Here is a 21,665-nt window from a genome sequence, read left to right on the forward strand (position 1 = left end):
TTACTCTGCTCTATGGTTTTCCTGGACTTGCTCCGCGGTTACACCGCGTCGAGGCTACGCTCCTCGACCAGACGCCCGTTCAGTATTCGTTCAATCGCCGCACGGCCCACGAGCCCTGACTCCTCGATGGTTTCGTCGTCGGCATTCGGAACGTCTTCAACGTATGCCAAGTCTACGTGGCCGGGACGCTGCTCAGCTGTGCCAGCGGCACCGTGTCTGGCAACGGCGGCCTCGTTCAACATGCGCTGATAACGGCTGAGTGGCTTGCCGTTGTCCGGCTCGGGCACCGGTTGCTCCTCAACCGGCTCGGGCACCGGTTGCTCCTCAACCGGCTCGGGCACCGGTTGCTCCTCAGGTACCGGCGGCTCGCGGGATTCATACGGCTCAGGGGAGTCTTGTGGTGGTTCCCGCAGACCCCATGAATCGTTGGCATCCTGTCCTAGGTCTGCTTCTTTTGGCCGCGCCGGAGCCCAAATTTCGCTTCGTTCTTCCGGTTCCGGCGAACTAGCTGGTCCGTCTTCTGACTCTGCAGGTTTTTCTCCGGCGACAGCGCTGCCGCCCCACCCTGTATTGGAATCTGCAACGCTGGTAGCCGGCCTTTGCCGGCTAGGGGCTTTTGGGTCCGGGTCACCCGCTGCCGCTGAGGCATCGTGCAAAGGGTTGATTTGTATCTGTAGGCCCAGGACCTGGTTGATGGCCTGGCTCAAGTTATCCAGGTGGTTGGCACGATTGAATCCAATTGCGTTCCCCGGGCTCTTGAAGACCAGCTCCAGGGTGGACCCATCGAAGGCGCGCGGGGTGGCTTCGTTGACGACAACCATCCACGTAGCTCGTTTGATACCCGCGAGGGTGTCCATGATTTCCGGCCAGGCTCTGCGGATCATCTCCACTTGGCCAGCAGCTGGCGCGGCTGGGCTGCCCGACTTCGATTCCGTGGACTCAGAGCCTGAAGGAGCCGGTGGGGCGTCGACCGGCGGTTTAGGCGGGCTAGCGGAGACGGGCTCAGGGGCTGGTGTGGGAGCAGGCTGATCCTGATCCTGTTTCGGTGCGGAAGCCTTCGATGTTCCGCTGACGGGAGCATCTTCGGCTGTTGGTTCGGGGATTTGCAGTGCTTCGTCTTGCGTGGGGCCATGTGTGGCCCCGGAACCTGCCGACGTCGTGCTGGTTGCTGCTGGTGCCTTGTCGGCAGAAGGCGCCGCCGAACTGTTTGAGCCAGCGATCTGGCCCGCGCCAGCAGCCGACCCTGCGGATGGATCCGCGTAACTGAGCCTGCGCTCGATGCGGTCCACGCGGGCTGTGACGCCGCGCTCGCCCTGGTCAGCGCCGGGAAGCAGGATCCTTGCACACAGCAATTCCAGGTGCAGCCGAGGCGAGGTGGCGCCGGTCATCTCGGTTAGTGCGGTGTTCGTGATGTCCGCGGCACGCGAGAGCTCGCCCGCCCCGAGTTGGTTGGCCTGTGTTTGGAGGCGTGCCAGCTGATCTGCGGGGACGCCGCGCAGAACCGCGGCCGAACTCTCCGGCATGGCGTTGATGATGATTAGGTCCCGGAAACGCTCCAGCAGGTCCTCAACGAATCTGCGGGGGTCGTGTCCGGTTTGGATGACGCGGTCCACGGCTCCGAATACGGTAGCCGCGTCTGTGGCAGCCACTGCCTCGACGACGTCGTCGAGTAAGGACGCGTGGGTGTAGCCGAGCAGAGAAACGGCCAGCTCGTAGTCCAGGCCGCTCTCACCGGCACCAGCCATCAACTGGTCCAGGACGGAGAGCGAATCACGGACTGATCCACCACCGGCACGGACCACCAGGGATAGAACGCCGGGAGCAACGGGCACGCTTTCCTGCTGGCACAAACTGTCCAGATACCCCATGAGGGGTTCGGGCGGTACCAGGCGAAACGGGTAGTGGTGCGTCCGCGAACGGATGGTGCCGATGACCTTGTCCGGTTCCGTTGTCGCGAAAATGAACTTGATGTGTTCAGGCGGTTCCTCCACGATCTTCAGCAGCGCGTTGAAACCTGCCGACGTGACCATGTGGGCCTCATCAATGATGAAGATCTTGTAGTGGTCGCGCACAGGGGCGAAGGTTGCGCGCTCACGCAGGTCCCGTGCGTCGTCCACTCCACCATGGCTGGCGGCGTCGATCTCGATGACATCCAGGCTGCCCGAGCCACCGCGGGCAAGCTCTATGCAGCTGGGGCACTGGCCGCACGGTGTAGCTGTTGGACCCTGCGCGCAGTTCAAGCAGCGCGCCAGGATGCGTGCAGACGTGGTCTTGCCGCAACCGCGCGGACCGGAAAAGAGATAAGCGTGGTTGACGCGATCTTTCCGCAGGGCGGTCATGAGCGGTTCGGTGACGTGTTCTTGCCCGATGACATCCGCGAAAGTCTCTGGGCGATATCTGCGGTAAAGGGCTGTACTCACGATAAGAACCCTAACGGTTGGCACTGACGTTCCGCATCTCTCCGAACGGGCTTGTGGAGAGCGGACACGGGACAGGCGCGGCAGCCACTGGCCTGAGAAAGTAGAAGACCCCCCGTGCACCTGCCAGAGCCAACTTACCCTTGCTACCTTCCGGTCCTGGGGGAGTTCGCAGGATGACACCACACGAGGGGCCGTCCTCTACCCTACCTGACTTTTTGGTTGATGGTGGAGGGCCTGTTGAGCATGAATGACAACACGAAAGCTAGAACCGCTGCGACGAAAAGAATGAATTTGCCCGTGGTGAGGACGCTGGCCAGTGTTGCTGTGGAGTCGGTGGATCCGGCCGCGTTGAAGGCTGCTTCAAGCGCGAAGTTCTCGGCGATATCAACTGCGGCATACACAACGGCTACCAGGTAGAAGACCCAGCGTAGTGGGTTTCTTCCAGCGAATCGACGAACTATCAGGATAATGAGAGAGGCGAATGCCAGGGGGAACAGCAGATCCCAAAAATAGTGGACGCTCTGGTACCGCTCCATTATTTTGGGGTCCATCAGCTGCTTGACTGAGGCAATATATTCGGCGTCGTAGCCGCCAAACATGGTGTCCGGCAATCGCATACCGACGGCGCGTTCTGCAGAGTGCAGTTGAAGCCAACCCAGAGCGAAGGTCACCACTGAGACGACTGCGGCTACGATGATGCTCCACGTGCCTCGGTGACGGCGTTTCCCAGACGGCTCCTGCGCGCGGTCTCCAGTGGCTCTTACTTCTCCATTGTCAGCGTTTCTCATGGAATCAACCTCCAAGAATAGGTTTGCTTTAGCATTCCATGCAGATCTTGCCGACGCAATGGTTGTCATTCTCCCTCCACCCACTGAGTGGAGCCCAACTACGCGGGCACGATTCGGTATCTGGCACCATATTCGGTAGTCTGATATCTGCTCATATTTGAGTAAAGCCTGGAGGATTCGCCTAGCGGCCTATGGCGCACGCCTGGAACGCGTGTTGGGTTCACGCCCTCGGGGGTTCAAATCCCCCATCCTCCGCACTTACGACCCCCGGAATCTAGCGGATTTCCGGGGGTCGTTTTATGTTGTGCTGACTTTGTTTAAGTTCCTGCTGACTTTGACAGCGAGAGAATGGGATAATAGAACATGGCATGGATCAGAGAACGACGGCGTGGAGACGGTGGAATCACCTACTACGTGACATGGCGCGAGCCCGGGGCAACAGAGGAATCCACGCTCACCATCCGTGATGATCGCGCTGCCGCTGAATTGAACGTGCGCCTACTCGAAGCCAACGGCAACTCCTACAGTGCCGCCCAGAAGGTCCAGGAACACGCCCGTATCGGTGGGCCATCAGTCAAGGGCCACATGATCCGGCACACGCAACTACTCACACGCGCTGGCCCAGACCAATTGAAGCGGTACGAGTCCGCTATTAATAATCACTTCTCTAGCACGCTCGGCAAGATGCCACTGGCAGTAGTTAGGCAAGAGGACGTGATCCATTGGATCAGGTACATGCAGAACAAGCTTTATGCTGGTAAACCTTTGTCAGCTAAGACCATTGCGAACCATCACGGACTACTGTCGGCGGCGATGAAGAGGGCGCACGACACCGGACTGATTGCGCTCAACCCATGCGCCGGCGTGCAACTCCCGGAGGATGACCGCACCGAAGAAGTAATGCGCTTTATGACGGCCTCAGAATCACTGGCGGTAACGCTGGCCCAGCCGGAGCGTTATAGGCCGCTGATGGCGTTCCTGCGGGCTACTGGCGCAAGGTTTGGGGAAGCCACTGCCTTAGTTGGGGGAGACTTCCAATTGGACATACCACAGCCAGTCGTGAGGATTGAGAAAGCCTGGAAGCGCGACAGCAATAATCGCTTTTACGTCGGCAAACCGAAGACCAAAAAGTCTCGGCGTACCATCAGCCTCCCGCCATCCCTCGTGAACTACATCAGGGCCATCGTGGAAAGTGCGGAACGCAAGGGGTTAGTATTCGTCACTGGCTACGGTGGACCCATTCGTCACAGCACCTACTATGAGTTTTGGAGCAAGTCACTAGACCATCTTGGTTACTCAGCCGATGAGCGCCCACGGATCCACGACATGCGGCATACTCACGCATCGATCATGTTGGCGGCTGGCATGGATATGTATGAGCTATCAAGGCGACTCGGGCATGAGTCCGTGACGACGACGGTAGACCGCTACTCCCACTTACTGCCCGATGCCCAATTCCGCTCGGCCACCATTGCGGAGAATGCGCTCGGTGGGTTCCCGGATCTCCCTGAGTCCACTCCCCCAGCTATCGATGCGTGAACGCTAACGGTAGCCAACGACAGCACACTCTAGCGCGCCCTTGGCATCGGTCTTGCTCCCGAACCCGCCGAAGGTGACAGCCCCGCAGGTGCACCTCGCGGCGTACCCTTTCCACTGTCCTTGGTCGCCTGACGTGCCCCGCTCAAACGTGGTGGCCTTGTGTGTGCTCATGGGGAAACGCTCCATTCCTGCTGGTAGTCGGGGTGGTCGGCATAGATGGCGGCGAGGGTGTGGATTGTTTCGCACTCGATCGAATTGAACATCAGGTCGTGCGCATCGCATGGATCGACGCCAATCCGATGCAGCTCCACGATCTCCCGTTTCGCGGCACATTCAGCGAGGGCTCGGGTGGGTGTGAAAAGTTCTTGCGTGCCACAGTCGAACTGGATAGTAATGGCGCTTCGTGACATCTCTATGGAGTCAACAAGTGCAACCCCTTCGTCCGCTACAATCCGGGCCAGTAGAAACTCGGTGATGCTCACTTCATGTGCCTTTCCCTCAGTAGTTCGCATAGCCTAGTTAACATAGCGGGTCAACGCCTTGCGGATTACCTCAGATACGTTGGTGTTTTCCAATGCAGCCTTGTCCATGGCGTTCTGCCAAAGACGCGGTGGGATGCGGACGTTCTTTGACTCCATGGATTCCTGATCCACTTCGCGTTCTCTGATGTCGCCATAGTGTGCCGCAACTAGGGCGTCCATCTCCGCGACGACCTGGTCGAGCACACTCCGTGCTTCCTTGGCGTGGAAGAGCGGGTTGCCACCGCTCCACGCATCGGGGACTTCCTTCCGGAGAGTGAGCCCCTGCGCCGACACCTCGATGATTATGTGATTCTCTATTCTTGTCATACCTACATTGTATGTACTCTGTAGGTACAGAGTCAATAGTATGTAGACACAAAGAAACGCCCCGCCATCCGTGGAGGACAGCGGGGCATCTTTACTGGTCTACGTGCTCGAGCGGGTAGTGGATCGTGTTGTGCGGTCGTGGCGGGTGCCTGCGGTCGTACTCGATGGCGTCACGCTCGGCCTGATCCGTGGGCACGGTGTTAGTCGATGGCTCGGTGTTCGCCGTCGCCGGGTTTCGGGCCGTTGGTTTTGGACGCAACACCTGCAGCGGTGACGATGGCCGCAACCATGGCGGTCACCCATTCGCCCATAGTGATGAGCTCCCCGCCAGCGGACACCTCAGTGACGGACGCGCCGATGACGACGGCTGCTGGTGCGATGAAGGCAATGATCGCCTTCGCGTAATAGTTGAGTTGCTCGCTCATGGTGTGACCTCCTGGTCTTCGGTGGGGATGAGCACGGGGACGTACTGGTCGAAGCTGGCGTCCACTGCCTCACGGAGCACTTCGGACGCTTCATCCTTGGAGAGTCTGCTGCCCTTGACGGCTAGCTTGGTGAGCGCGTCGAGCTTGGCGTCGGTCGTGGCCTGTTTGAGTGAGAGCGCGTCGATCTTCGCGTTCTGTCGTGCTCGCTCATGAGGCGCCCACGCGAAGTAGGTGCGAGCCGTTGACTCCTTGCCGTTGTAGCTACCCTTGAGCGTGATGGGTGCGTCAAGGGTTCCGTTTGCGATCTTGGTTACTTCGCTTGCTGGGATGGACATTTCCCACCACTCTTTCGGTTTGGGTTTTGCGGGGATAGATGGTTTTAGGACAGCGCCGCCGCCACCGGGTTTGCCCCCGGCAAGGATGCGGTTGATGCCCTCGATGATTTTCGGGATCTGCCTGTAGATGTAGTCTCCGCAGCACGCTGTCGGTACATGATCCATGTGCCCGTAATACGTGAGACTGCCGAACTCGCGCTCAAGGTCAGCGCAGAGCTCCATTACGGTTTCGAGCGTGCCTGGTGGGAGGTTCGGGTCTATCTCGAATCCGATGGTGGCACCGTTGCCGAAGTTGGTCCCTGCGTGCCATGCTGCCCGTGTTGGTGCGACGAGGCAGGCAGCACGGCGGCCGGAGATGACATAGTGCGCGCTGGTCCCGCTGGCACGGTTGCGGTCGATGAGGAACGCGATAACACCCTCGAAGGTCTGGTTCCACTCGGGCAGTCCCCACCAATGGAAGGTGCCGCCTGTTGGCCTCGAGGGGTAACCATATGCTTGTCGCGTCGACTGGAACGGCGACGTGTACCGTGTGATCAGTTCGTAAGCCATGGCGTGCCTCCTGTGGCGTTAGGGTGTCGGCACCGGCATGGGTGCTGGTGCTGGTTCGTTGCAGACGTCGGGCACGGAGAGGGTGCGCCCGTCCGTGGTCATGATGATGAGCGAGGTTCCCTCGCACGTCGAGGATTCGATGACCCCATCTGCTGGTGCGGGGTCTCCGGGATCACCCTTGGGGCCGGGGACGGTCGAGTCAGCGCCGTCCGTGCCGGGTGCGCCAGCAGGCCCGGGAATGGTTGAGTCCTTACCGGGAGGTCCGGGGATAAGCGAGTCCATGCCCGGTGCGCCTTGGATCCCTTGCATACCGATTTCGCCGATGATCGATTCACCGTCCGAGCCATCTTTGCCATCTTTGCCATCCTTGCCGTCTTTGGCCGGTGGAGGGTTGCGCCCGTCGATGCCGTCGCGTCCGTCTTTGCCATCCCTACCTGCGACACCGCGTGGCCCTGCATCGCCGCGTGCCGGTTCCGTGACGACACGCTCAAGCCGGAGGCATAAGTCCCGGTCGTAGATGGAAGTTTCGCCGCGTTCACAGATCGCTTGCTGCGCTTCCTGCGCTATGTCCTTCTTCTCGACCTGCTCATTGACGACAGCATTTTGGGCGGTCTCTGTATCACCGCGTGAGATGATCCACAACCCAAGGAAGAAGAATCCGCCTATCAAGCACACCATGGCGAACGCCCATATGGCCCAGAGTAGGTGGCTGCGCGTGTGGACGGACTTGGCGACTTCGTGTTCACGTTCCTGCTGCTCTTCTTCGTATTCACTCACAGCGCGCCCTCCGTCCAATGTGTCGGTACCGGGTTAATGTCATTGGCAATAAGCTGTTCCCGCCATGCTGTTGCGTCGGCTCGGAGTCGCCGCGTCTCAGCTTCCAACGCCGCTATCCGTGCCTTCATATGCTCTAGCAATGCCGTCTCCCGATCCTTGCGTTTAGTGTCGGCCCGCTTGATGAGGAAGCCGAGCCCAGCACCGACGACCGTGAGGGCACCGCCGATGGCTGTGATGATTGCTGCAATTTCCACACGTTAGTCCTCCCCAGATGGCGGTTGTGCACTTCTGACCCCGCTTGCATTGTCGCTAGGGGTTTACTATGGTTAGCGCGTGAGTAAAACAGCACTGGCGCGTGAGGCACAAAACAAACTCAACGCCGCCAATCAGAACTTCACCCGAGCAGCAGCCGAACGTGACCACGCTGTAAGGGATGCACGAAATTCCGGGGTGAGCGCAACGGAATTGGCGGCCCACCTTGGACTATCCCGGCAGCAAATCCACAAAATCATCAAGGGAGCATGACCATGGGAAAGAAACTATTGGAGTTGACCGCCGAATACATCGCACTACGCGACAATGCGGGGACTTACCCAGACCTAATCAGTGGCGAAGAGTCTGCAGTACGCCTTGACGCAATCGCCGAAGAATACGAACAAGCAATCCGCCAACTATTAGGGAAGTAGAACGTCTGCCATGACGTCGTGTAGATCGAAGTACCCCTTGGAGTTAGGGTGCCACTGGTCATAGTAGAAATCCTGCGCTGCAGCAACGGGTCGGCTGATCCAGTGCGCAGTGAGGTCCACGAGAGGCACCCGGTACATATCGGCTACCCTATAAACTGCTGGGCAGTAGTCCTTGACCCATGTAGTCCTCGTTGGATCCTCCACGGGTGTCCCGAGAACCAATACAACATCCTTGCCCGCAGATGTGGCCTCCGACACCATGTTCCCAAGGTTCGATTCTAGGGTTCCTGCGGTCGAACCATGGATGAGCTCATTTGCCCCGAGTTCAATGATTGCGGCGTCGGCTGCCCAGTTTGAGAAGACATTGTTATAGCCGTTATAGAAGCGCTGCGATGATGTGAAGTAATCGCTACGCCAATCAGCGGCCCACGATCCCGAGTACCCAAAATTACCTACCCGCAGCCCGGTAGTGGCGTGAACGGATACACCGAGTAGGTATGCCGCGGCTGTTGTCGTGCTGGTAATAACAACGGTGTGGTTCGTGTTTGCCAGCCCGCCAACGGTAGTAATTTGAATAGCACCAACGCCAGTCGGGGTGATTGTCACGGGCGCAGATCCGTCAATGCTGTAGGTGACTGCCGAACCGTTGCCGAACGTGTAAATTTCCACATTTGTCCCCGCCGTGGTGGACGCATAGGTGTACTGCTTCCCAGCAACAACGCAACGTCGGTGGAGTTGCATATTAGAGCGGGGTGCGCCAATGGAGGCCCATTCAGGATCAAGCGTCACTCGCGCATCAGTCGTGGTGTTATTTACCGCAGGCACCATCCCGGCAGACGAAACTCCAGATTGCGCTGAACGCTGCTGGAATAGGCGAACGTTGTCTACAACCCCAGGAACTCCGCCTTGCCCGGCAACAATGGAATGCCCAAGCCACGCCAACCGAAATGAACCCTCGCCATCTAAAGCCTTTTGGATTCGACGCCGCAATGGTTCCACCGTGGCACCATCAGGCAAGTAGAGCCTTCTATCCCGCGAGTAGCGCCCGGCGCTCACCCCAGCGTGGGTGGGTGCGTTGGTGAATGGCGCGCCAAATTCGGGAGTAGTAATGGCGGCCACTGTTGCGGAGGAATCCGGGGCACCCTCCCAATAAGCATCGCCTCTCGTCCCATCGAAGTAACCGAAGACTCTTGAGTCAAGGGTGACGATTGCCGCGCTAACGTCGAGTGTGTCATTCGTGGAGTATGGCGCCCCGGCGCTGTTCACTGCAGCGCCTATTCTGATGAATGCGGTCCCTGTTGGTGCGGTGTATCCATTGACGTCGAGGCGTGTCCATTGGTTCGGCGACACCTGGTAGAGACGATTGTAAACGTTTGCTCCCAGTTGGGTTCCAGCCTCGTTGTAGAAGGAGAGCGTGGCACCCATGATATTTGGAATCGAAGACCGGACCCAGATTGACCCTGAGTACATAGCCTCACTGGTCGCGGGTGACGCAACAGATCGAATGATCGCAGCGTAATTGGTGGCGGCAGTAGTCCACTTGTGCCGGATGTAAGCCACCTTAGACGGGGCTGTTTGGTCGAGTACAAAAGACCGATCCCCAACTCCACCGGCTCCCCAAGATACCAACCATGATGGGGATGCAGTATTCGGCCCAGGGTTGATTACTATATTCCTTGCTACACCCAGCGGGGATGAATCAATCCTAGCGACCCTTACTGCTTCCGTGTTGTCCATCGCGGACCCCTCAACCCGCGCACCTTCGACCGTGATTGCATCATTCGCCGATAATGCCAGCGACTTCATGTCATCCGCGAGCTTCCCCTCTACGCTGTCCTTTTTGATGAAGTCCCCAGCGAGCGGGTACTGGATGCCGCCTGTGGTGTAATCGGGCATATTTGCCTCCCAGAAATAGGGGAAGCCTACACCAATGCGGTGTAGGCTTCCTGTGAGTTATGCCTTAGACGGCGTCGTTGAATTGCGTGTATGACTGTGTGAGCGGTTCGAGTAGACTCCACTGCTGGTAGGTGAGATCCCCGCCAGCGTCGTTGAACTCCGCGTAGGTCGTGAATGTTGATACTGCGCTGATGATCCGAACCCCTAGTGATTGTGTGAATGACTTGCCCGCCCCGTTGTCAATCCCGACGATCAAGCATTGGAGCTCGACGCCCATAAGTGAAGGCGAGCTAATCGTGATGACGTCGCCGAGTTGCCGGCGCGGATCGTAACCAACCCTCATGCCCGTAATGACTGCACCGGGTTTCGTCACTTGATCAGCAATAAAGTCAGCCACCCGTTGAATGACTATCGTGTTATCTTCGCGTGCCAACCATGGGCCAGTGTCGTGGACCAACTCCGGTGCATAGCTCGGGCCGGTGATCGTAGACGTGTAGGTCTCACCCGCCCAATCCGTGCGTGCGAATGAGCGAACGAATGGGAACGGTTCATTGAGCCACCGCTGCCAAATCGTAGTGCTGGCTTTCGGGTATCGCAGCTCCATGACGTTACCGGCAGGCAATGTCGTTACCTCGTGGGTAAGCTTCAGTGTTCCCGGCGTGATCTGCTCTAGCGACGTGATGAGGTATGGCTCACCGAGAGTGTCTGTTGTACCATCGGTTGCTACCCCGCCAGTCACCGACCCGACACCCTTATTGGAGTTCGCCGCACTGCCCGCATCACCAAGCTCAGGCATGTTGAAAGAAATGCCGATCCAGTCTTCATCCGTGCCTGGACTGATCAGCTCTGTTGTTTTCTGGCCCGACTCAAGTGTTTGGCTTCCGCCTTGATAGCAGAGCCGGTTCTGGTAGATGGACAAGTCAATGAACGGCTTGTGGTAATCAATGCTCACGAGGGAGCGGACAGACAAGAGGTCATCTGACCATGAGAGTGATCGAATATCATCTAAGGTCGTGATGGTCTGCACTGGTGCACGATTCCGCAGGACGTCCGATTGGATAACGCGGAATACGCCAGCCTCGTCAATATGTGTTGCGGTCAATGCGGCGTTGGATATCTCGTCAATGAGCTTCCGTGAAGTCGTAGGCTTGATGACCGGAGCGGCGTCAATGAGGCCAGCGAAACTCAGCGATAGATCCATGACCGCAGTCGGCTTGTAGTTCACCGGATTGAACTCAGTGGATGTGTTCGGGTAGCAGACCTGGAACCCCGCGAGGCGTGACGCAGTATCACCGGAAAAGGTCACCAAGTCCATGATGGTGGTGCCTGGAATCGTGGCCGTGCCTGTCGCCGTCGTACCGGTGTCGGTTCGCAGCGTCCAGACGCCAGCCTTTATCAGCAGAGACACGGTGACGGCTGAGCCCATTACAAGACTGCAAACTTCCACGCCATTTAGGCGAGCAAAGACCGTCCGTGATCCGGCAACTGCGAGCTGCACCACAGAACTGCCGTAGATGACGTTCATGTTTGCATTTCCGTTATGATCCGGGGCCACCATGAACGTCAACTCGACCGGGCTCGACGGAGCTTCCCTGATGCGAGGCCCAACCTCGACTAGGAAGTTAGCAGCAGACAAACCCCACGGTGCAGGCCAGAACGCGGCGTGAGATGTTCCACCCGAAAGATCCGAGGCAACCGTCAGGGTGCCATCCTCGGGCCACATTGAGAACTGCGCCGGAATGCTAACCGCTGCTCGTGCTTCCTTTGGTGGTGTCGCATAGAACCCGGCACGACGTAGAGCCGCATCCAAATAGTAGGCGTACCCCAGACCAATGCCACGCCGGACCCCACCGTTATCCCGTGGCGGCATAATCCGCAGTAACGCATCATGTGAGAATCGGGTATTCAGGTTGTCGATGTCATCCACGATGGTGGACTGTGCCGACTTGCCAACATCACCGCTCGTCGTGTCGATGCGCCCGGTGAACTGGATCCACTCAGTGGCGGTATCGCCCGCGTAAATCTCCACGCGGTCACCAGACTTTGGCAGCCAGCCCGTCGAGGCATTCCACGGATTCGCGGACCGCTCGGACACGTCCGGACCAGTTTTCCACGCGATTGTGCCGGTTGCCTGTGTGATGCCCGAGACCGCCATGACCTGATCTGGAAGATCGCCGGAGAGCTCACGCGTGATGCTCCAAGTCTTGTGCTCGCGCTGAATGCCGTTGACCAGGACTCGGGACGTGTATGACTGAACATCTGAGGTAGCGAGAGTTCCAGCCTGCATCGGTTACCCCACTTCTTGGATGGTGAACGATGGCGACGAGTAGCGGCCATAGCCAGGTTCTCGCAGAGCGAGGATCACCTGACGGGAAAGTCCGTGGATAACAGCCTTGCTGCAGCCATTGCCCGCTGACCACTCGAACAAGCCGTCTGTCCAAGTGATCGCCGGACGTTCACCTTGACTAGTATTGACGCCCAGTACGCGGCATGAGGCTGCACCAGCTGGAGCCGTAGCTGTCACCCATGAGCGGACCACTATCCCCGCCGTAGCGGTCACCGTAGACGTCACGAAAGCCCCGAGCCAATTGCCGCTGGAGTCGTAGAAGTAGAGCCGAGCAGCAGCACCAGCGCCGCGCACATAAGCGGACGCGGTGACTGGCTCGCCGGGGATGACCGGCGTGTAGTCGAAGCCGAAATACATTAGTGAGGCGGGCGTGCTGTTTACATAGGAACGCCCAGCCCAACCATCCGGAGTTTCCACCGGACCGCCAGCTGATTCATTCGCGCCATAGATGACAGACGGATCGCAAGAGGCTTGCTCCGGGGTGAGCATGTTCGTAACTGGGGTATCAGTTGAGATCCACAAGAACGGACCGTGGCCCCACTCACCGTCAGCAAACGCCATGAGCGCACCGACGTCGGCAGGGGTTGCAACCCCAATATCAACTGCCCACCGCCTGCGCCCACGAAACGCCCGAGACTGCGCCTTGACACGGCCCTCTAGCGTCTGCTCAAACGTGAATGTATCCTCCGGTGCCTGTGCTTCCCCGGACGGGCATTTCAGTTCAACCAGACGGCCCAACTGGCCCAAGTAGACGCTCATAGACGCAGCTCCTTACGGCCAACAATGTTCGCTTGTGCTACGTCCCTATTGCCGATCCGAAGATTAGCAATGACCGGCTTGGCGTTGATTAGTGAAGCTAGACGCTCATAGTCAATGGATGCACCAACCCCAGAACCACCCGCATAAGCCGGCGACATTGGCGCGTAACCACTTGATACTCGACCGCCACCAGCGAGCGCTGGGATGGAAGACAAGCGCGGGTCGTCACGATGGATCGCCCACAGTAGACTCGAGTGCTTATTGGTCATCGCACTCGATGTGATCTGCTCTCCGCCATCCAGCAATGAAATGGGAGTGCCATTACCTAGCACCCCAAGGATCCCGTCAGTCGTGTCAGTACCCGGCCCAGTCGTCGGCAACCGTCCACCCGTAGCGTTGCGCGGTATGCGCCCACCATTAGCGTTCCTACCTACCTGCCCCGGGCGAACGATCTCGTTGCGCTCGGTAACGTTGATGACCTTGTTCGTGTGCGTGGCGTAGGTGTTGACGCTGCGCCCATCCACACGGTCAAGAGACGCCTTGAGCGCGTCGGCCTCGATGCGTGCATACGCTTCCATGTACGACGAAACAGATGCGCCCTCAGGGATGCCCAGCACCCGCGCTGTCGTCTTATCTGCCTCATTGCGTGCAGCCGACGACATGTAGGAGTCGATAGCCTCGGACTCAGGAATACCCAACGCCGCGGCACGAGTCCGTATCGCCTCGATGAACGCCTTATCTGACATCCACGAATCGATAGTCTCCTGCTCGGGCACATCGTCAGCGGACTTCTTCGTCGCATCCGCAGTTTCTTTCGCAGCTGCCGACATGGACGATTCGATCCGCACCGAATCCGGGATGGCCTCAGCCGCTCCCGTGGTTTCCTCAGCCATACGCTTGGCGCTGTCTGACATCCACGTATCAATCTTTGCCTCAGCCGGGATGCCCATTACGTCACGCGCCAGCGCGTCGGCCTGTTCGCCCGTAATGCCGAACTGACCCGCCGCGGTGATCAGCGAATCATAGGTGTTGCCGAGCTGTGTCTGTAGCTCTTCCTGAGTGCCCCCCGCGTCTGCCATGGCCTGCGTATTCGTCGCCGCAGCACTAGCCAGCCCGTCGAACATGGTCTCAGCGTCACGGCCAGCCTGAGTATCCCGATTGAAACCGTCCGCGGTCGCATTGAGTACGCCAGCAAGTGATCCGTTGTCCGCGATCAGCTTTTCAATGCCGATACCGACAGCATCAATCGCTTCCTCGTACCCACGCGCTGCATCATTAGCGGAGAGGGTAAGTAGTCCGGATTCCTGCAAGACGCCAATGAATGTTTCCAGTGACGTGACAGTACCGTCAGCGGAAAGACCAACCTCTGCAAGGGCCTCTTCCATTTCCTCTGACGCTACCGCCGCTTCCTCAGCAGCGGCGGCTGCTTGCTCGGCGGCTGCTGCTTGCTTCTCAGTGGACCCAGCGGCGGCCTCCATAGCTGCAGGCACTTCACCCATCGCCCAGTTCAATAGTTCCTGGTCAGTCAGGGCAACACCAGCACCCGTAGCCAGTTCGCGCAAGCTGTTGATATATTGCGGAAAACTTTCCGCCGTAGTCTCCAGCGAAACACCAGACGCCTCTGCATCCTCGGCAATCCTACGGAACCCATCCGCAGCTGCTTCTACATTGCCGGAAGAGACGTAACCGAGTAATGCCTCATCAATACTGGTTAGAGATTCCCGAACCTCATTGGCTGGCCCCTTCATCCCGGTCAGTCCGTGAACCCAATCGTTCATGGTGTCACCGAATGAGAGGTCATTTACTCGGGCTACTGCATCCCCGACCCCTCCAATATCGTCTTGGAAGTTGGCAAAATTATTTGCATTAGAGAACGTGTCACTAGAAAATACATCCTCCAAGCTCTTGCCTTCATTCTTGGCGCGGAGAAGTGCCTGTGCCATCTCTTCAGCAGATTTAGCGCCGCCGCCGAGTGAGTTATTTACAGAGGAAGCGGCCTGTAATGCAATGAATCCGACAGCGGCGATTCCAGCAGCCTTGCCGAGCTTCCCGAGAGCGGATGTGGCCCTCGGTGCCTTGGCCCGAAGGTCGCTGATCGCACTAACCGTATCGGCTATACGAGGGACCGCTGTAATGAACGCACCACCCAGCAGGAGTGCGCCGCCGGTTAGTCCAGCGACCACACCAACCGCAGATAGGACAGGCGTAGGAATCTTACCCACTGCGTCCACTACGTCTTCAAGGGTCTGCACGAGCCCACGGAGCGCATCGTTAGCGCCCGATCCGGCCTGCAGGAACACGGTGTCAAATGCCCCGCCCAGCTTCTCAAGGTCACCGGCTAGGTTGTCCTGCATTAATGCGGCAGTTTCAGCGGCATAGCCAGCATCCGAGACAGCTTCTTCCCACTTCTCGACGCCCTTAGAACCCTGCTCGTACAGTACCGAGGCGGCGAGGACAGCATCGGATCCGAAAAGTGTAGCCATAGTGGAGTTACGTTGCTCTGCAGTCATGTCACCGAGCGCGGTCTGCAACTCGCCCGCATACTCGGAGAGCCCAATGAAGTCACCCTGAGAATTATAGGCCGACAACCCAAGTTCAACCATTTTATCTTTAGCTTCTTTCGACTGCGGAGTTAGTCGCTGCAACATCGACTTGAATGATGTACCAGCACGCTCGCCAACCAAGCCAGCGGACGCGAACGCCGCCAGCCCGCCCGTGGTCTCCTCAATCGTGAGCCCGACACCATCCGCGACGAGACCAGCTTGCTTGAGTGCCTGCCCCATATCCTGAACAGAACCCTGAGCCTTGCCAGCACCAGCGGCCAAAAGGTCGGCAATGTGAGGAATATCCTCACCGGAAAGACCAAACTGCGTCATGGCAGTAGAGGCCAGCTCCGCAGCCTCGCCAACCTCCAGCGACCCCGCAGCGGCCAGAGCTAGCGCACCGTCAAGTCCGCCGCCGAGAATGTCAGCGGTCGAGACGCCAGCCTTAGCCATTTCCTCGATACCTTTGGCGGCTTCCTCAGCGGAAAACGCCGTGTCAGCGCCGGTCTTGATTGCAGCCTCGCGCAGTAACTCCATGTCACCAGTCGTCGCGTGAGTAGCAGCCTGGACCCCAGACATCGCCTTATCGAAGGACGCGAACTTAGTCAGCGCTAGACCAAATCCAGCAGCCAGCACACCACCGGCAACCATTCCGGCCTGTCCAACTTCTTCTAGCGACTGGCGATTGTTTTGGGCGAACTTCTGCGTCTGCGAGCCGAAGTCAGCAGTAGCCTTCTGTGCTGTCCTGTAACCAGCGACGAGGCCCTGCACGTTGGCCTGGATGCGAATTGTTACTGACCGATCAGCCATACCCTATACCTCCAAATGATTACGTGTGCGAAGATTGCGGGCATGACTACACAGCAAATGGCGCGACGTGCGCCCGGAACTTTGACGATCAAGCTCGGCCTTTTCATTGCAGCAATTGGCGCCGTCTTCATCACCATGACGATGACGCAAGGAACTTTCGGGGCACCTACTACATGGGGAATGGTGATTATTGGGCTAGTCATAGCTGCAGTAGGTTTCGCAAGACGAGTACTCGCAGCACTCGAAAAACGCTAGTTTGGAATACCAGCCGTATAGAGCAATGCGCCCTCATACTTAGGCTTGACCTGACCAGATGTTTGCGACTCCTGCCGCCTAAGGCGCGCCGTGGTGAAGTGGCAGCGCGACGGCGGCGGAGACTTGACTTTCATCTCATTCTCAGGGTCGCCACAGATTGACCGTGGCATCCCGCAGAGCGGACATAACCCATCCCGGTAGTACTGCAACGCGAGCATCCACGTCTGCTCCGGCTCGTCCCATTCGATTTCCGGGCGGGACGACACCAATCGGTCACCGTCGTAGGTGTAAGTCGTCTCCGGCTCCCAACCAAGGAACCGTTTCAGCGAGACGCCTAGACGTTCTGCGGTCTCTACGTCTTGTCGGAGTCGCTGATCCTCCTGTAGGCGTCCAGCGAAAAAGGGACTTCCTGCCTCCCGCGATTCACGCTCAACACAGCAACGACGAAATCCTCATACTGGATGTCCGTCATGTCGTCGGCGGTCGGGGACCAATCCTCGGCGGGGGTGAATTCGATGGCCTTGTCGTCTTTCGTCACGCTGATGATGGACTCAGGGATGGCCTCGATCATCACAGCCTCGACGTTGAACCCGTGGGCCTTATCCACGGCGTCACCGTCGCGGGGTGGATTCTCAGCCATCAGGGTCGCCCAACGTTTACGGGGCATCCCGCGCAGCAAGAACCGCACCGACTCGCCGCGGATTTTGTCACCAAGAGCAATCAGCTTCCGGGCAAGCTCGACAGCGGGGTCATTCAGCCGCTTATCGGCCATCGCTTTACGCCGGGCAAGGTCTAGCTCTTCTTTGGCTGTTTCGTACTCACCGTAGAGGTCTCCATCAAGGCAGAACTCGACGTACTTCTCAGGGCGCTTCACTTCAAGTTTCATGTTCCAGGCTCCTACTTTTCGCGAACGGGAATGATGATGGTGTGTTTGGCGAATCCGTGCTGAGCTGTGCAGTCGTCGTCGGTTCCATCAACGGAGCAGATGCACGCCGGGTCATCAGCGAGGAGGTACGCGCCGTCGCTGTTGCGAGCCTTTGCGAGGATTTCAACGCTGTCCGGGAGGAACTTGAGGGCCATCGTCTGGGCTGGGTCAACTCCAACGGCTGTGAAGAATGAGATGTACTGCTCGCGAGTGAAGAACTCGGGCACACCTTCGATGGTCTTACTCATGAGAATCAGGCTCCTACTGTGATGATTCAGGCTCGGGAAAGTTGGTGGGCTGGCCGAGGGAGCCTGAATTCACCCCGGCCAGCCGGTCGTAGGGTTAGACGGTGGCGGAGATCTTCACCGACCGCGCAACAGGGCCAGTCACAAACTGCTTCTGGCTGATCTTCAACACAGAGTTTGCCTCCGGTGGGAGCTCGTGCTGAATGCCAGCCTTGATAGGCCAGAGAGTCACCGTCTGACCGGCGGCGAGTGCGTCCTCGTATGGCACACCGCGGCGCACCAACAGAACGTGAGTCGAATCGGAGATGAGCGTCGTCTTAGCCATGTTGTCGGTCAGCTCATTCGGCGCATTCGTGTTGTCGATATACGTCAGGTTGAGGGAGTTGGTGACTCGGCCCGGCTGCTCAAAGATCTGGGTTGAGCATAGACGCTCATCGGGGACGCCTGCCTGATCGACGCCGGGCGTGTACCCGTCCGACGTGAGGTAACAGGAAATGTCAGTCGCGCCCGCCGCGTTTAGCTCAGTGAGCTTCGGTGCGTCCATGTCTGCGACGGCGGGAATGAGTTTGACGAGGACGTTACCGTCCGCTGGTGTGCTGGGTAGTTCTGCCATTGTCGGCTACCTTTTTCTTAGTGGTCGCCCTCGTGGGCTCGGTGTGATATTTGGGTTGGCGGGGACGAATAACCGGCGGATACCGATCTGCCTTGACGAGCTCGAACGCTGACCCAATGCGCGGGTCACTTTCGGGCACATCAAACTCGTGTTTCGTGTCCTGATCCTTGACGCGAACAAACAATGCGAGCCTCCTTATGGGCTGGTTCGTGAAGCGACGGCGATAAAGTCCAGCGGGTGATACATCGGATTGCCATAACCGGGGACGTTTACGTCAGTGTCAACCTGGATTGGCTGGTCATTCGGGATATTCTCAACCCGCCCAACATTCCAGCCAGTGACCACAGGGCGCACACCCTCCAAGGCATCAACCACCTTCTGGGAGCCCCACCGAACACCGACCGAATCAAACGCCACAACCGTGGCCCTAATCCGCGCATCAACCGACTGGCCCGAGCGAGCTAATGAACGCTCACTAGCGAGTGGCAGGGGCGCATTCAGCAGCACGTAAGGATAAATGGGAGTCGATGGAGCCTCGCCCTTGTAGGTTTGGATCCCGACTACAAGGTTCTCCAACGCGGCGGCAAGATCACTCACAGTTGACTCCCGAACTGGTCAGCCAAATCAGCGAGCGACTTCTCAAGGCGTGGACCCTCAGTACGCAACGGCTTCTCAAGGTCACCGGAACCACCACCACGGCTTGTGCCGAAGTAGTAGATATTGCCGAGCGCACCACCGCGACGGGACTTATCCGGGCCGATCTCGTAGGCGGGTTGGCCTATCCGATAGTCAGAGTCGTAAGACATGGAGGACTCCAAGCCCGGACCCTTCTTTCCGACAAAGTGAGTCGAACCCCTGACATCAGCAGCTAATTCCTCTTTGATGTTCTGCGCACCCTTCTTGAGGACCGCATCAACATCCTTCACCGCTGAACCGGCAACCTTTCCTAGGTTTTGAGAGAGTACGCGCAACCCAGAGGAATCAATATAGAAGCTCATGACATAACCTCCACGGCGTAGGTGCGTTTCGTCTCGTGCGTCTTCTCAGATAGCCCAGTGATCCGGTAGACATTGCCGACTAGAACTGGATTCACTGAGTCTGTAATCTCGGCTAGATCACCAACATTCAGTGAGACGCCAGCGGGCACTTGTAGTGTCACGGTCTCCACTGTGAACACCGCGCCGCCCGCTTCCGGGTTCGCCGGTTGTGGACGTGATGTCTGCATTCGACAACGGCCAGGATTACCGGCCGCAACCTGCTCAGGAGTCGGATAAATCACCATGGATGATGGCTCATACTGGCCCGTGTCCGGATTGAACACCGGGTCGCCGGATCCGCGAGTGGCGGCGCAAGTGTCCACCATGAACGTTTCAGCGAACGCCTGAGCCTGCGCTAGTTCATCACTACTAATCACAGTGGCACCCACACATCTGGGCTAACCCACTGTCCCTGCCGAGCCGTCGCACCATAAGGCCGGATAGTGAATGCGTCACCCGAGGATCCGGGCAAGAGTAGATTCCACTCTTCATCCGTCAAGTACAGAATGTCAGTGCTTGCCGAACCTGAAACCTCAGTCCGGGAGTAGTCATCAAATGCGAGCGTCCGCGACTTCAAGCCCTTCGGATTATCAGCAGCACGCTTTACCGCGCCAGCAATAATCGCCTTGACTAGAGCCATGGACGGTGAGCCTGTGAGGATCCGCTCAGCGAGAGTTGGTACCCGTGCGTTTACCTGTTCCTCAATGTCGGAAAGCCACGCCTCAACTTGGCCCCGCTCAAGGGTGGAAAGGGTGCGGCCAAGGCGCGCCTCAACATCACTCACTGTTGCGTATGCCATGACCGCACCACCTTCCTACTTGTCCAACTTCTGCGTGCTCTTACTTGCTGGCTTGGGCTCCTTGACAGCAACCCACCCAGCGGCCTCATATCGACCCACAAGCTCATCCGGCACGTCAACTACGGCGGTAGAGTTTGGGGCCTTCAATTTAGCCACGGGTTACGCCTGAGTAGCGTTGGTCAGCTTCGCGAAGTGGGCGATGTCGCGGACGCGGAAACCGATCTCGATTTCAGCGCGGATCGCAAACATGTCCCGCTGCCACAAGTTGAGCTGTGTCCCGCCGTCGTTGATGGTTGCCTGATCGGAAACGCTGATCTGGACACCCTCAACCGTGCCGAACATTGCCGAAGTCCAGTCACCTGCGTAACCGAGCTGCGAATCAGTACCAACGCCGGCGCCGTCGATGTCTGCCAGGTAGACAGCCTTCGAGGTGTAGACGGGAGCACCAAGCAGAGCCGGAACAGCCCCGTCTGTCTGGACGTTATTGATGAACAAGGGACGGCCCTGCGCGTCAACAGCGCCGAGCAGGAGCCCGCGTGCCTGCGGGGAGAGCGCCCAACCATTCAACAGCCCACCGCCGGTAGCGACAGCCTGATCAGCGGCAACGAGGCCACCATAAGTGTCGCCCGAGATTCCAACTGCAGCGGCACCTGTGAGGACATCGAAGTTCGAGCCCGGAGCGGCACCAGCCAGAACCGTGGAGTCAAACTTCCGCGCCAGTGCAGACGGGAGTCGGCGGGCCAACTCCGCGTACAAGCCGGGAAGATCGCGGCGGAACTCGTTCGAGAACGGCTCAATCACAGCCAGCTTGTAGGGGGTGATGAGCTTATTGCCGAGAGTTGCACGAGATACCGGCTTCTCAGCGGTCTCAGCTACCCAGTCAGCCTCAGCGTCACCAGTGATGATCGGGATGGATACACCCGAACCGGGAAGAGTGATCTGACGAGAGAGCTGCATGACAGCAGACTCGGTGATCGCATTCGACCAGATTTCCCCGGAGACCTCCGGGGGGAGTAGTACGCCGGATGTACTCCGGTTGATGTCGATACCAGCCATGGCCAGTCCCTAC

Annotated in this window: 24 protein-coding genes, 1 tRNA gene and 1 other RNA gene; 4 read left to right on the forward strand and 22 right to left on the reverse strand. The window is 58.4% G+C overall.

Translation table 11 applies throughout. The features are described from left to right. Positions 1 to 38: 38 nt before the first annotated feature. The 3 genes from JOE65_RS03290 to JOE65_RS03300 form a co-directional block, all read right to left on the reverse strand. Positions 39 to 2,420, reverse strand: coding sequence for a DNA polymerase III subunit gamma and tau (locus JOE65_RS03290; RefSeq protein ID WP_205161892.1), 2,382 nt, complete (start codon positions 2,418 to 2,420; stop codon positions 39 to 41). 100 nt (positions 2,421 to 2,520) lie between these two features. Then, an RNA gene (gene ffs, locus JOE65_RS03295) (signal recognition particle sRNA small type) lies at positions 2,521 to 2,616 on the reverse strand. A 7-nt stretch (positions 2,617 to 2,623) separates the two neighbouring features. Next, positions 2,624 to 3,208, reverse strand: coding sequence for a hypothetical protein (locus tag JOE65_RS03300; protein ID WP_205161893.1), 585 nt, complete (start codon positions 3,206 to 3,208; stop codon positions 2,624 to 2,626). A 170-nt stretch (positions 3,209 to 3,378) separates the two neighbouring features. On the opposite strand from JOE65_RS03300, the gene JOE65_RS03305 reads away from it, so the two are divergent. Further along, positions 3,379 to 3,463, forward strand: a tRNA-Ser gene (locus JOE65_RS03305). A gap of 108 nt (positions 3,464 to 3,571) precedes the next feature. Continuing rightward, on the forward strand, positions 3,572 to 4,747 hold the full coding sequence (locus tag JOE65_RS03310) for a tyrosine-type recombinase/integrase (protein ID WP_205161894.1): 1,176 nt from the start codon (positions 3,572 to 3,574) through the stop codon (positions 4,745 to 4,747). Positions 4,748 to 4,750: 3 nt separating this feature from the next. On the opposite strand, the gene JOE65_RS03315 is transcribed toward JOE65_RS03310, so the two are convergent. The 7 genes from JOE65_RS03315 to JOE65_RS03345 all read right to left on the reverse strand — a co-directional run bounded on the left by JOE65_RS03315 (position 4,751) and on the right by JOE65_RS03345 (position 7,935). Beyond that, positions 4,751 to 4,918, reverse strand: coding sequence for a hypothetical protein (locus tag JOE65_RS03315; protein WP_205161895.1), 168 nt, complete (start codon positions 4,916 to 4,918; stop codon positions 4,751 to 4,753). Then, the gene (locus tag JOE65_RS03320; protein ID WP_205161896.1) at positions 4,915 to 5,229 is read right to left on the reverse strand and encodes a DUF6221 family protein; all 315 of its coding nucleotides are present in this window, start codon (positions 5,227 to 5,229) and stop codon (positions 4,915 to 4,917) included. The genes JOE65_RS03315 and JOE65_RS03320 overlap by 4 nt, the downstream gene beginning before the upstream one ends. Positions 5,230 to 5,262: 33 nt before the next feature. Continuing rightward, the gene (locus JOE65_RS03325; protein WP_205161897.1) at positions 5,263 to 5,595 is read right to left on the reverse strand and encodes a hypothetical protein; all 333 of its coding nucleotides are present in this window, start codon (positions 5,593 to 5,595) and stop codon (positions 5,263 to 5,265) included. A 200-nt stretch (positions 5,596 to 5,795) separates the two neighbouring features. Continuing rightward, positions 5,796 to 6,020, reverse strand: a complete 225-nt coding sequence (locus tag JOE65_RS03330; RefSeq protein WP_205161898.1) for a hypothetical protein — start codon at positions 6,018 to 6,020, stop codon at positions 5,796 to 5,798. Further along, on the reverse strand, positions 6,017 to 6,904 hold the full coding sequence (locus JOE65_RS03335) for an N-acetylmuramoyl-L-alanine amidase (protein ID WP_205161899.1): 888 nt from the start codon (positions 6,902 to 6,904) through the stop codon (positions 6,017 to 6,019). The genes JOE65_RS03330 and JOE65_RS03335 overlap by 4 nt, the downstream gene beginning before the upstream one ends. A gap of 18 nt (positions 6,905 to 6,922) precedes the next feature. Then, positions 6,923 to 7,681 (reverse strand): collagen-like domain-containing protein, encoded by a 759-nt coding sequence (locus JOE65_RS03340; protein WP_205161900.1) that lies wholly within the window; start codon positions 7,679 to 7,681, stop codon positions 6,923 to 6,925. Beyond that, positions 7,678 to 7,935, reverse strand: coding sequence for a hypothetical protein (locus tag JOE65_RS03345; RefSeq protein ID WP_205161901.1), 258 nt, complete (start codon positions 7,933 to 7,935; stop codon positions 7,678 to 7,680). The genes JOE65_RS03340 and JOE65_RS03345 overlap by 4 nt, the downstream gene beginning before the upstream one ends. 79 nt (positions 7,936 to 8,014) lie before the next feature. Between JOE65_RS03345 and JOE65_RS03350 the strand changes: the two genes are divergently transcribed. After that, positions 8,015 to 8,206: a hypothetical protein gene (locus tag JOE65_RS03350; RefSeq protein ID WP_205161902.1), complete on the forward strand. Its 192-nt coding sequence runs from the start codon at positions 8,015 to 8,017 to the stop codon at positions 8,204 to 8,206. Between the two features lie 149 nt (positions 8,207 to 8,355). On the opposite strand, the gene JOE65_RS03355 is transcribed toward JOE65_RS03350, so the two are convergent. From JOE65_RS03355 to JOE65_RS03370, 4 genes are all read right to left on the reverse strand, one after another. Further along, a complete protein-coding gene (locus JOE65_RS03355) occupies positions 8,356 to 10,263 on the reverse strand; it encodes an SGNH/GDSL hydrolase family protein (protein WP_205161903.1) in 1,908 nt (635 codons plus the stop codon). Positions 10,264 to 10,327: 64 nt separating this feature from the next. Then, a complete protein-coding gene (locus JOE65_RS03360; protein ID WP_205161904.1) occupies positions 10,328 to 12,550 on the reverse strand; it encodes a hypothetical protein in 2,223 nt (740 codons plus the stop codon). Positions 12,551 to 12,553: 3 nt separating this feature from the next. Beyond that, the gene (locus tag JOE65_RS03365) at positions 12,554 to 13,369 is read right to left on the reverse strand and encodes a hypothetical protein (RefSeq protein WP_205161905.1); all 816 of its coding nucleotides are present in this window, start codon (positions 13,367 to 13,369) and stop codon (positions 12,554 to 12,556) included. Then, the gene (locus tag JOE65_RS03370) at positions 13,366 to 16,722 is read right to left on the reverse strand and encodes a phage tail tape measure protein (protein ID WP_205161906.1); all 3,357 of its coding nucleotides are present in this window, start codon (positions 16,720 to 16,722) and stop codon (positions 13,366 to 13,368) included. Before JOE65_RS03370 ends, JOE65_RS03365 begins: the two co-directional genes overlap by 4 nt. Before the next feature lie 42 nt (positions 16,723 to 16,764). On the opposite strand from JOE65_RS03370, the gene JOE65_RS03375 reads away from it, so the two are divergent. After that, positions 16,765 to 16,977 carry a hypothetical protein gene (locus JOE65_RS03375; protein WP_205161907.1) on the forward strand — a complete coding sequence of 71 codons (213 nt, stop codon included), beginning with the start codon at positions 16,765 to 16,767 and terminating at the stop codon, positions 16,975 to 16,977. Between the two features lie 352 nt (positions 16,978 to 17,329). Here the strand turns inward: JOE65_RS03375 and JOE65_RS03380 are convergent, their stop codons facing one another. The 8 genes from JOE65_RS03380 to JOE65_RS03415 form a co-directional block, all read right to left on the reverse strand. Next, positions 17,330 to 17,863, reverse strand: a complete 534-nt coding sequence (locus JOE65_RS03380) for a hypothetical protein (RefSeq protein WP_205161908.1) — start codon at positions 17,861 to 17,863, stop codon at positions 17,330 to 17,332. 11 nt (positions 17,864 to 17,874) lie between these two features. Further along, positions 17,875 to 18,150 (reverse strand): hypothetical protein, encoded by a 276-nt coding sequence (locus JOE65_RS03385; protein WP_205161909.1) that lies wholly within the window; start codon positions 18,148 to 18,150, stop codon positions 17,875 to 17,877. A 94-nt stretch (positions 18,151 to 18,244) separates the two neighbouring features. After that, positions 18,245 to 18,760: a phage tail tube protein gene (locus tag JOE65_RS03390; RefSeq protein WP_205161910.1), complete on the reverse strand. Its 516-nt coding sequence runs from the start codon at positions 18,758 to 18,760 to the stop codon at positions 18,245 to 18,247. Positions 18,761 to 18,955: 195 nt separating this feature from the next. Then, positions 18,956 to 19,357 (reverse strand): hypothetical protein, encoded by a 402-nt coding sequence (locus JOE65_RS03395; protein WP_205161911.1) that lies wholly within the window; start codon positions 19,355 to 19,357, stop codon positions 18,956 to 18,958. Beyond that, a complete protein-coding gene (locus tag JOE65_RS03400) occupies positions 19,354 to 19,758 on the reverse strand; it encodes a hypothetical protein (RefSeq protein ID WP_205161912.1) in 405 nt (134 codons plus the stop codon). The genes JOE65_RS03395 and JOE65_RS03400 overlap by 4 nt, the downstream gene beginning before the upstream one ends. Next, positions 19,755 to 20,174 carry a DUF6093 family protein gene (locus JOE65_RS03405; protein ID WP_205161913.1) on the reverse strand — a complete coding sequence of 140 codons (420 nt, stop codon included), beginning with the start codon at positions 20,172 to 20,174 and terminating at the stop codon, positions 19,755 to 19,757. The genes JOE65_RS03400 and JOE65_RS03405 overlap by 4 nt, the downstream gene beginning before the upstream one ends. Next, the gene (locus JOE65_RS03410) at positions 20,171 to 20,596 is read right to left on the reverse strand and encodes a hypothetical protein (protein ID WP_205161914.1); all 426 of its coding nucleotides are present in this window, start codon (positions 20,594 to 20,596) and stop codon (positions 20,171 to 20,173) included. Before JOE65_RS03410 ends, JOE65_RS03405 begins: the two co-directional genes overlap by 4 nt. Positions 20,597 to 20,755: 159 nt before the next feature. Continuing rightward, the gene (locus tag JOE65_RS03415; protein ID WP_205161915.1) at positions 20,756 to 21,652 is read right to left on the reverse strand and encodes a phage major capsid protein; all 897 of its coding nucleotides are present in this window, start codon (positions 21,650 to 21,652) and stop codon (positions 20,756 to 20,758) included. Positions 21,653 to 21,665 lie beyond the last annotated feature (13 nt).

The sequence above is a fragment of the Arthrobacter roseus genome (genome assembly GCF_016907875.1).
Taxonomy (GTDB): domain Bacteria; phylum Actinomycetota; class Actinomycetes; order Actinomycetales; family Micrococcaceae; genus Arthrobacter_J; species Arthrobacter_J roseus.

Coding starts and splice junctions, on each gene's coding strand:
- JOE65_RS03410 (WP_205161914.1), bottom strand. CDS start 20,596: ATGGCATACGCAACAGTGAGTGATGTTGAGGCGCGCCTTGGCCGCACC.
- JOE65_RS03330 (WP_205161898.1), bottom strand. CDS start 6,020: ATGAGCGAGCAACTCAACTATTACGCGAAGGCGATCATTGCCTTCATC.
- JOE65_RS03335 (WP_205161899.1), bottom strand. CDS start 6,904: ATGGCTTACGAACTGATCACACGGTACACGTCGCCGTTCCAGTCGACG.
- JOE65_RS03325 (WP_205161897.1), bottom strand. CDS start 5,595: ATGACAAGAATAGAGAATCACATAATCATCGAGGTGTCGGCGCAGGGG.
- JOE65_RS03415 (WP_205161915.1), bottom strand. CDS start 21,652: ATGGCTGGTATCGACATCAACCGGAGTACATCCGGCGTACTACTCCCC.
- JOE65_RS03355 (WP_205161903.1), bottom strand. CDS start 10,263: ATGCCCGATTACACCACAGGCGGCATCCAGTACCCGCTCGCTGGGGAC.
- JOE65_RS03300 (WP_205161893.1), bottom strand. CDS start 3,208: ATGAGAAACGCTGACAATGGAGAAGTAAGAGCCACTGGAGACCGCGCG.
- JOE65_RS03310 (WP_205161894.1), top strand. CDS start 3,572: ATGGCATGGATCAGAGAACGACGGCGTGGAGACGGTGGAATCACCTAC.
- JOE65_RS03360 (WP_205161904.1), bottom strand. CDS start 12,550: ATGCAGGCTGGAACTCTCGCTACCTCAGATGTTCAGTCATACACGTCC.
- JOE65_RS03315 (WP_205161895.1), bottom strand. CDS start 4,918: ATGAGCACACACAAGGCCACCACGTTTGAGCGGGGCACGTCAGGCGAC.
- JOE65_RS03380 (WP_205161908.1), bottom strand. CDS start 17,863: ATGAAACTTGAAGTGAAGCGCCCTGAGAAGTACGTCGAGTTCTGCCTT.
- JOE65_RS03375 (WP_205161907.1), top strand. CDS start 16,765: ATGACTACACAGCAAATGGCGCGACGTGCGCCCGGAACTTTGACGATC.
- JOE65_RS03385 (WP_205161909.1), bottom strand. CDS start 18,150: ATGAGTAAGACCATCGAAGGTGTGCCCGAGTTCTTCACTCGCGAGCAG.
- JOE65_RS03400 (WP_205161912.1), bottom strand. CDS start 19,758: ATGAGCTTCTATATTGATTCCTCTGGGTTGCGCGTACTCTCTCAAAAC.
- JOE65_RS03390 (WP_205161910.1), bottom strand. CDS start 18,760: ATGGCAGAACTACCCAGCACACCAGCGGACGGTAACGTCCTCGTCAAA.
- JOE65_RS03370 (WP_205161906.1), bottom strand. CDS start 16,722: ATGGCTGATCGGTCAGTAACAATTCGCATCCAGGCCAACGTGCAGGGC.
- JOE65_RS03365 (WP_205161905.1), bottom strand. CDS start 13,369: ATGAGCGTCTACTTGGGCCAGTTGGGCCGTCTGGTTGAACTGAAATGC.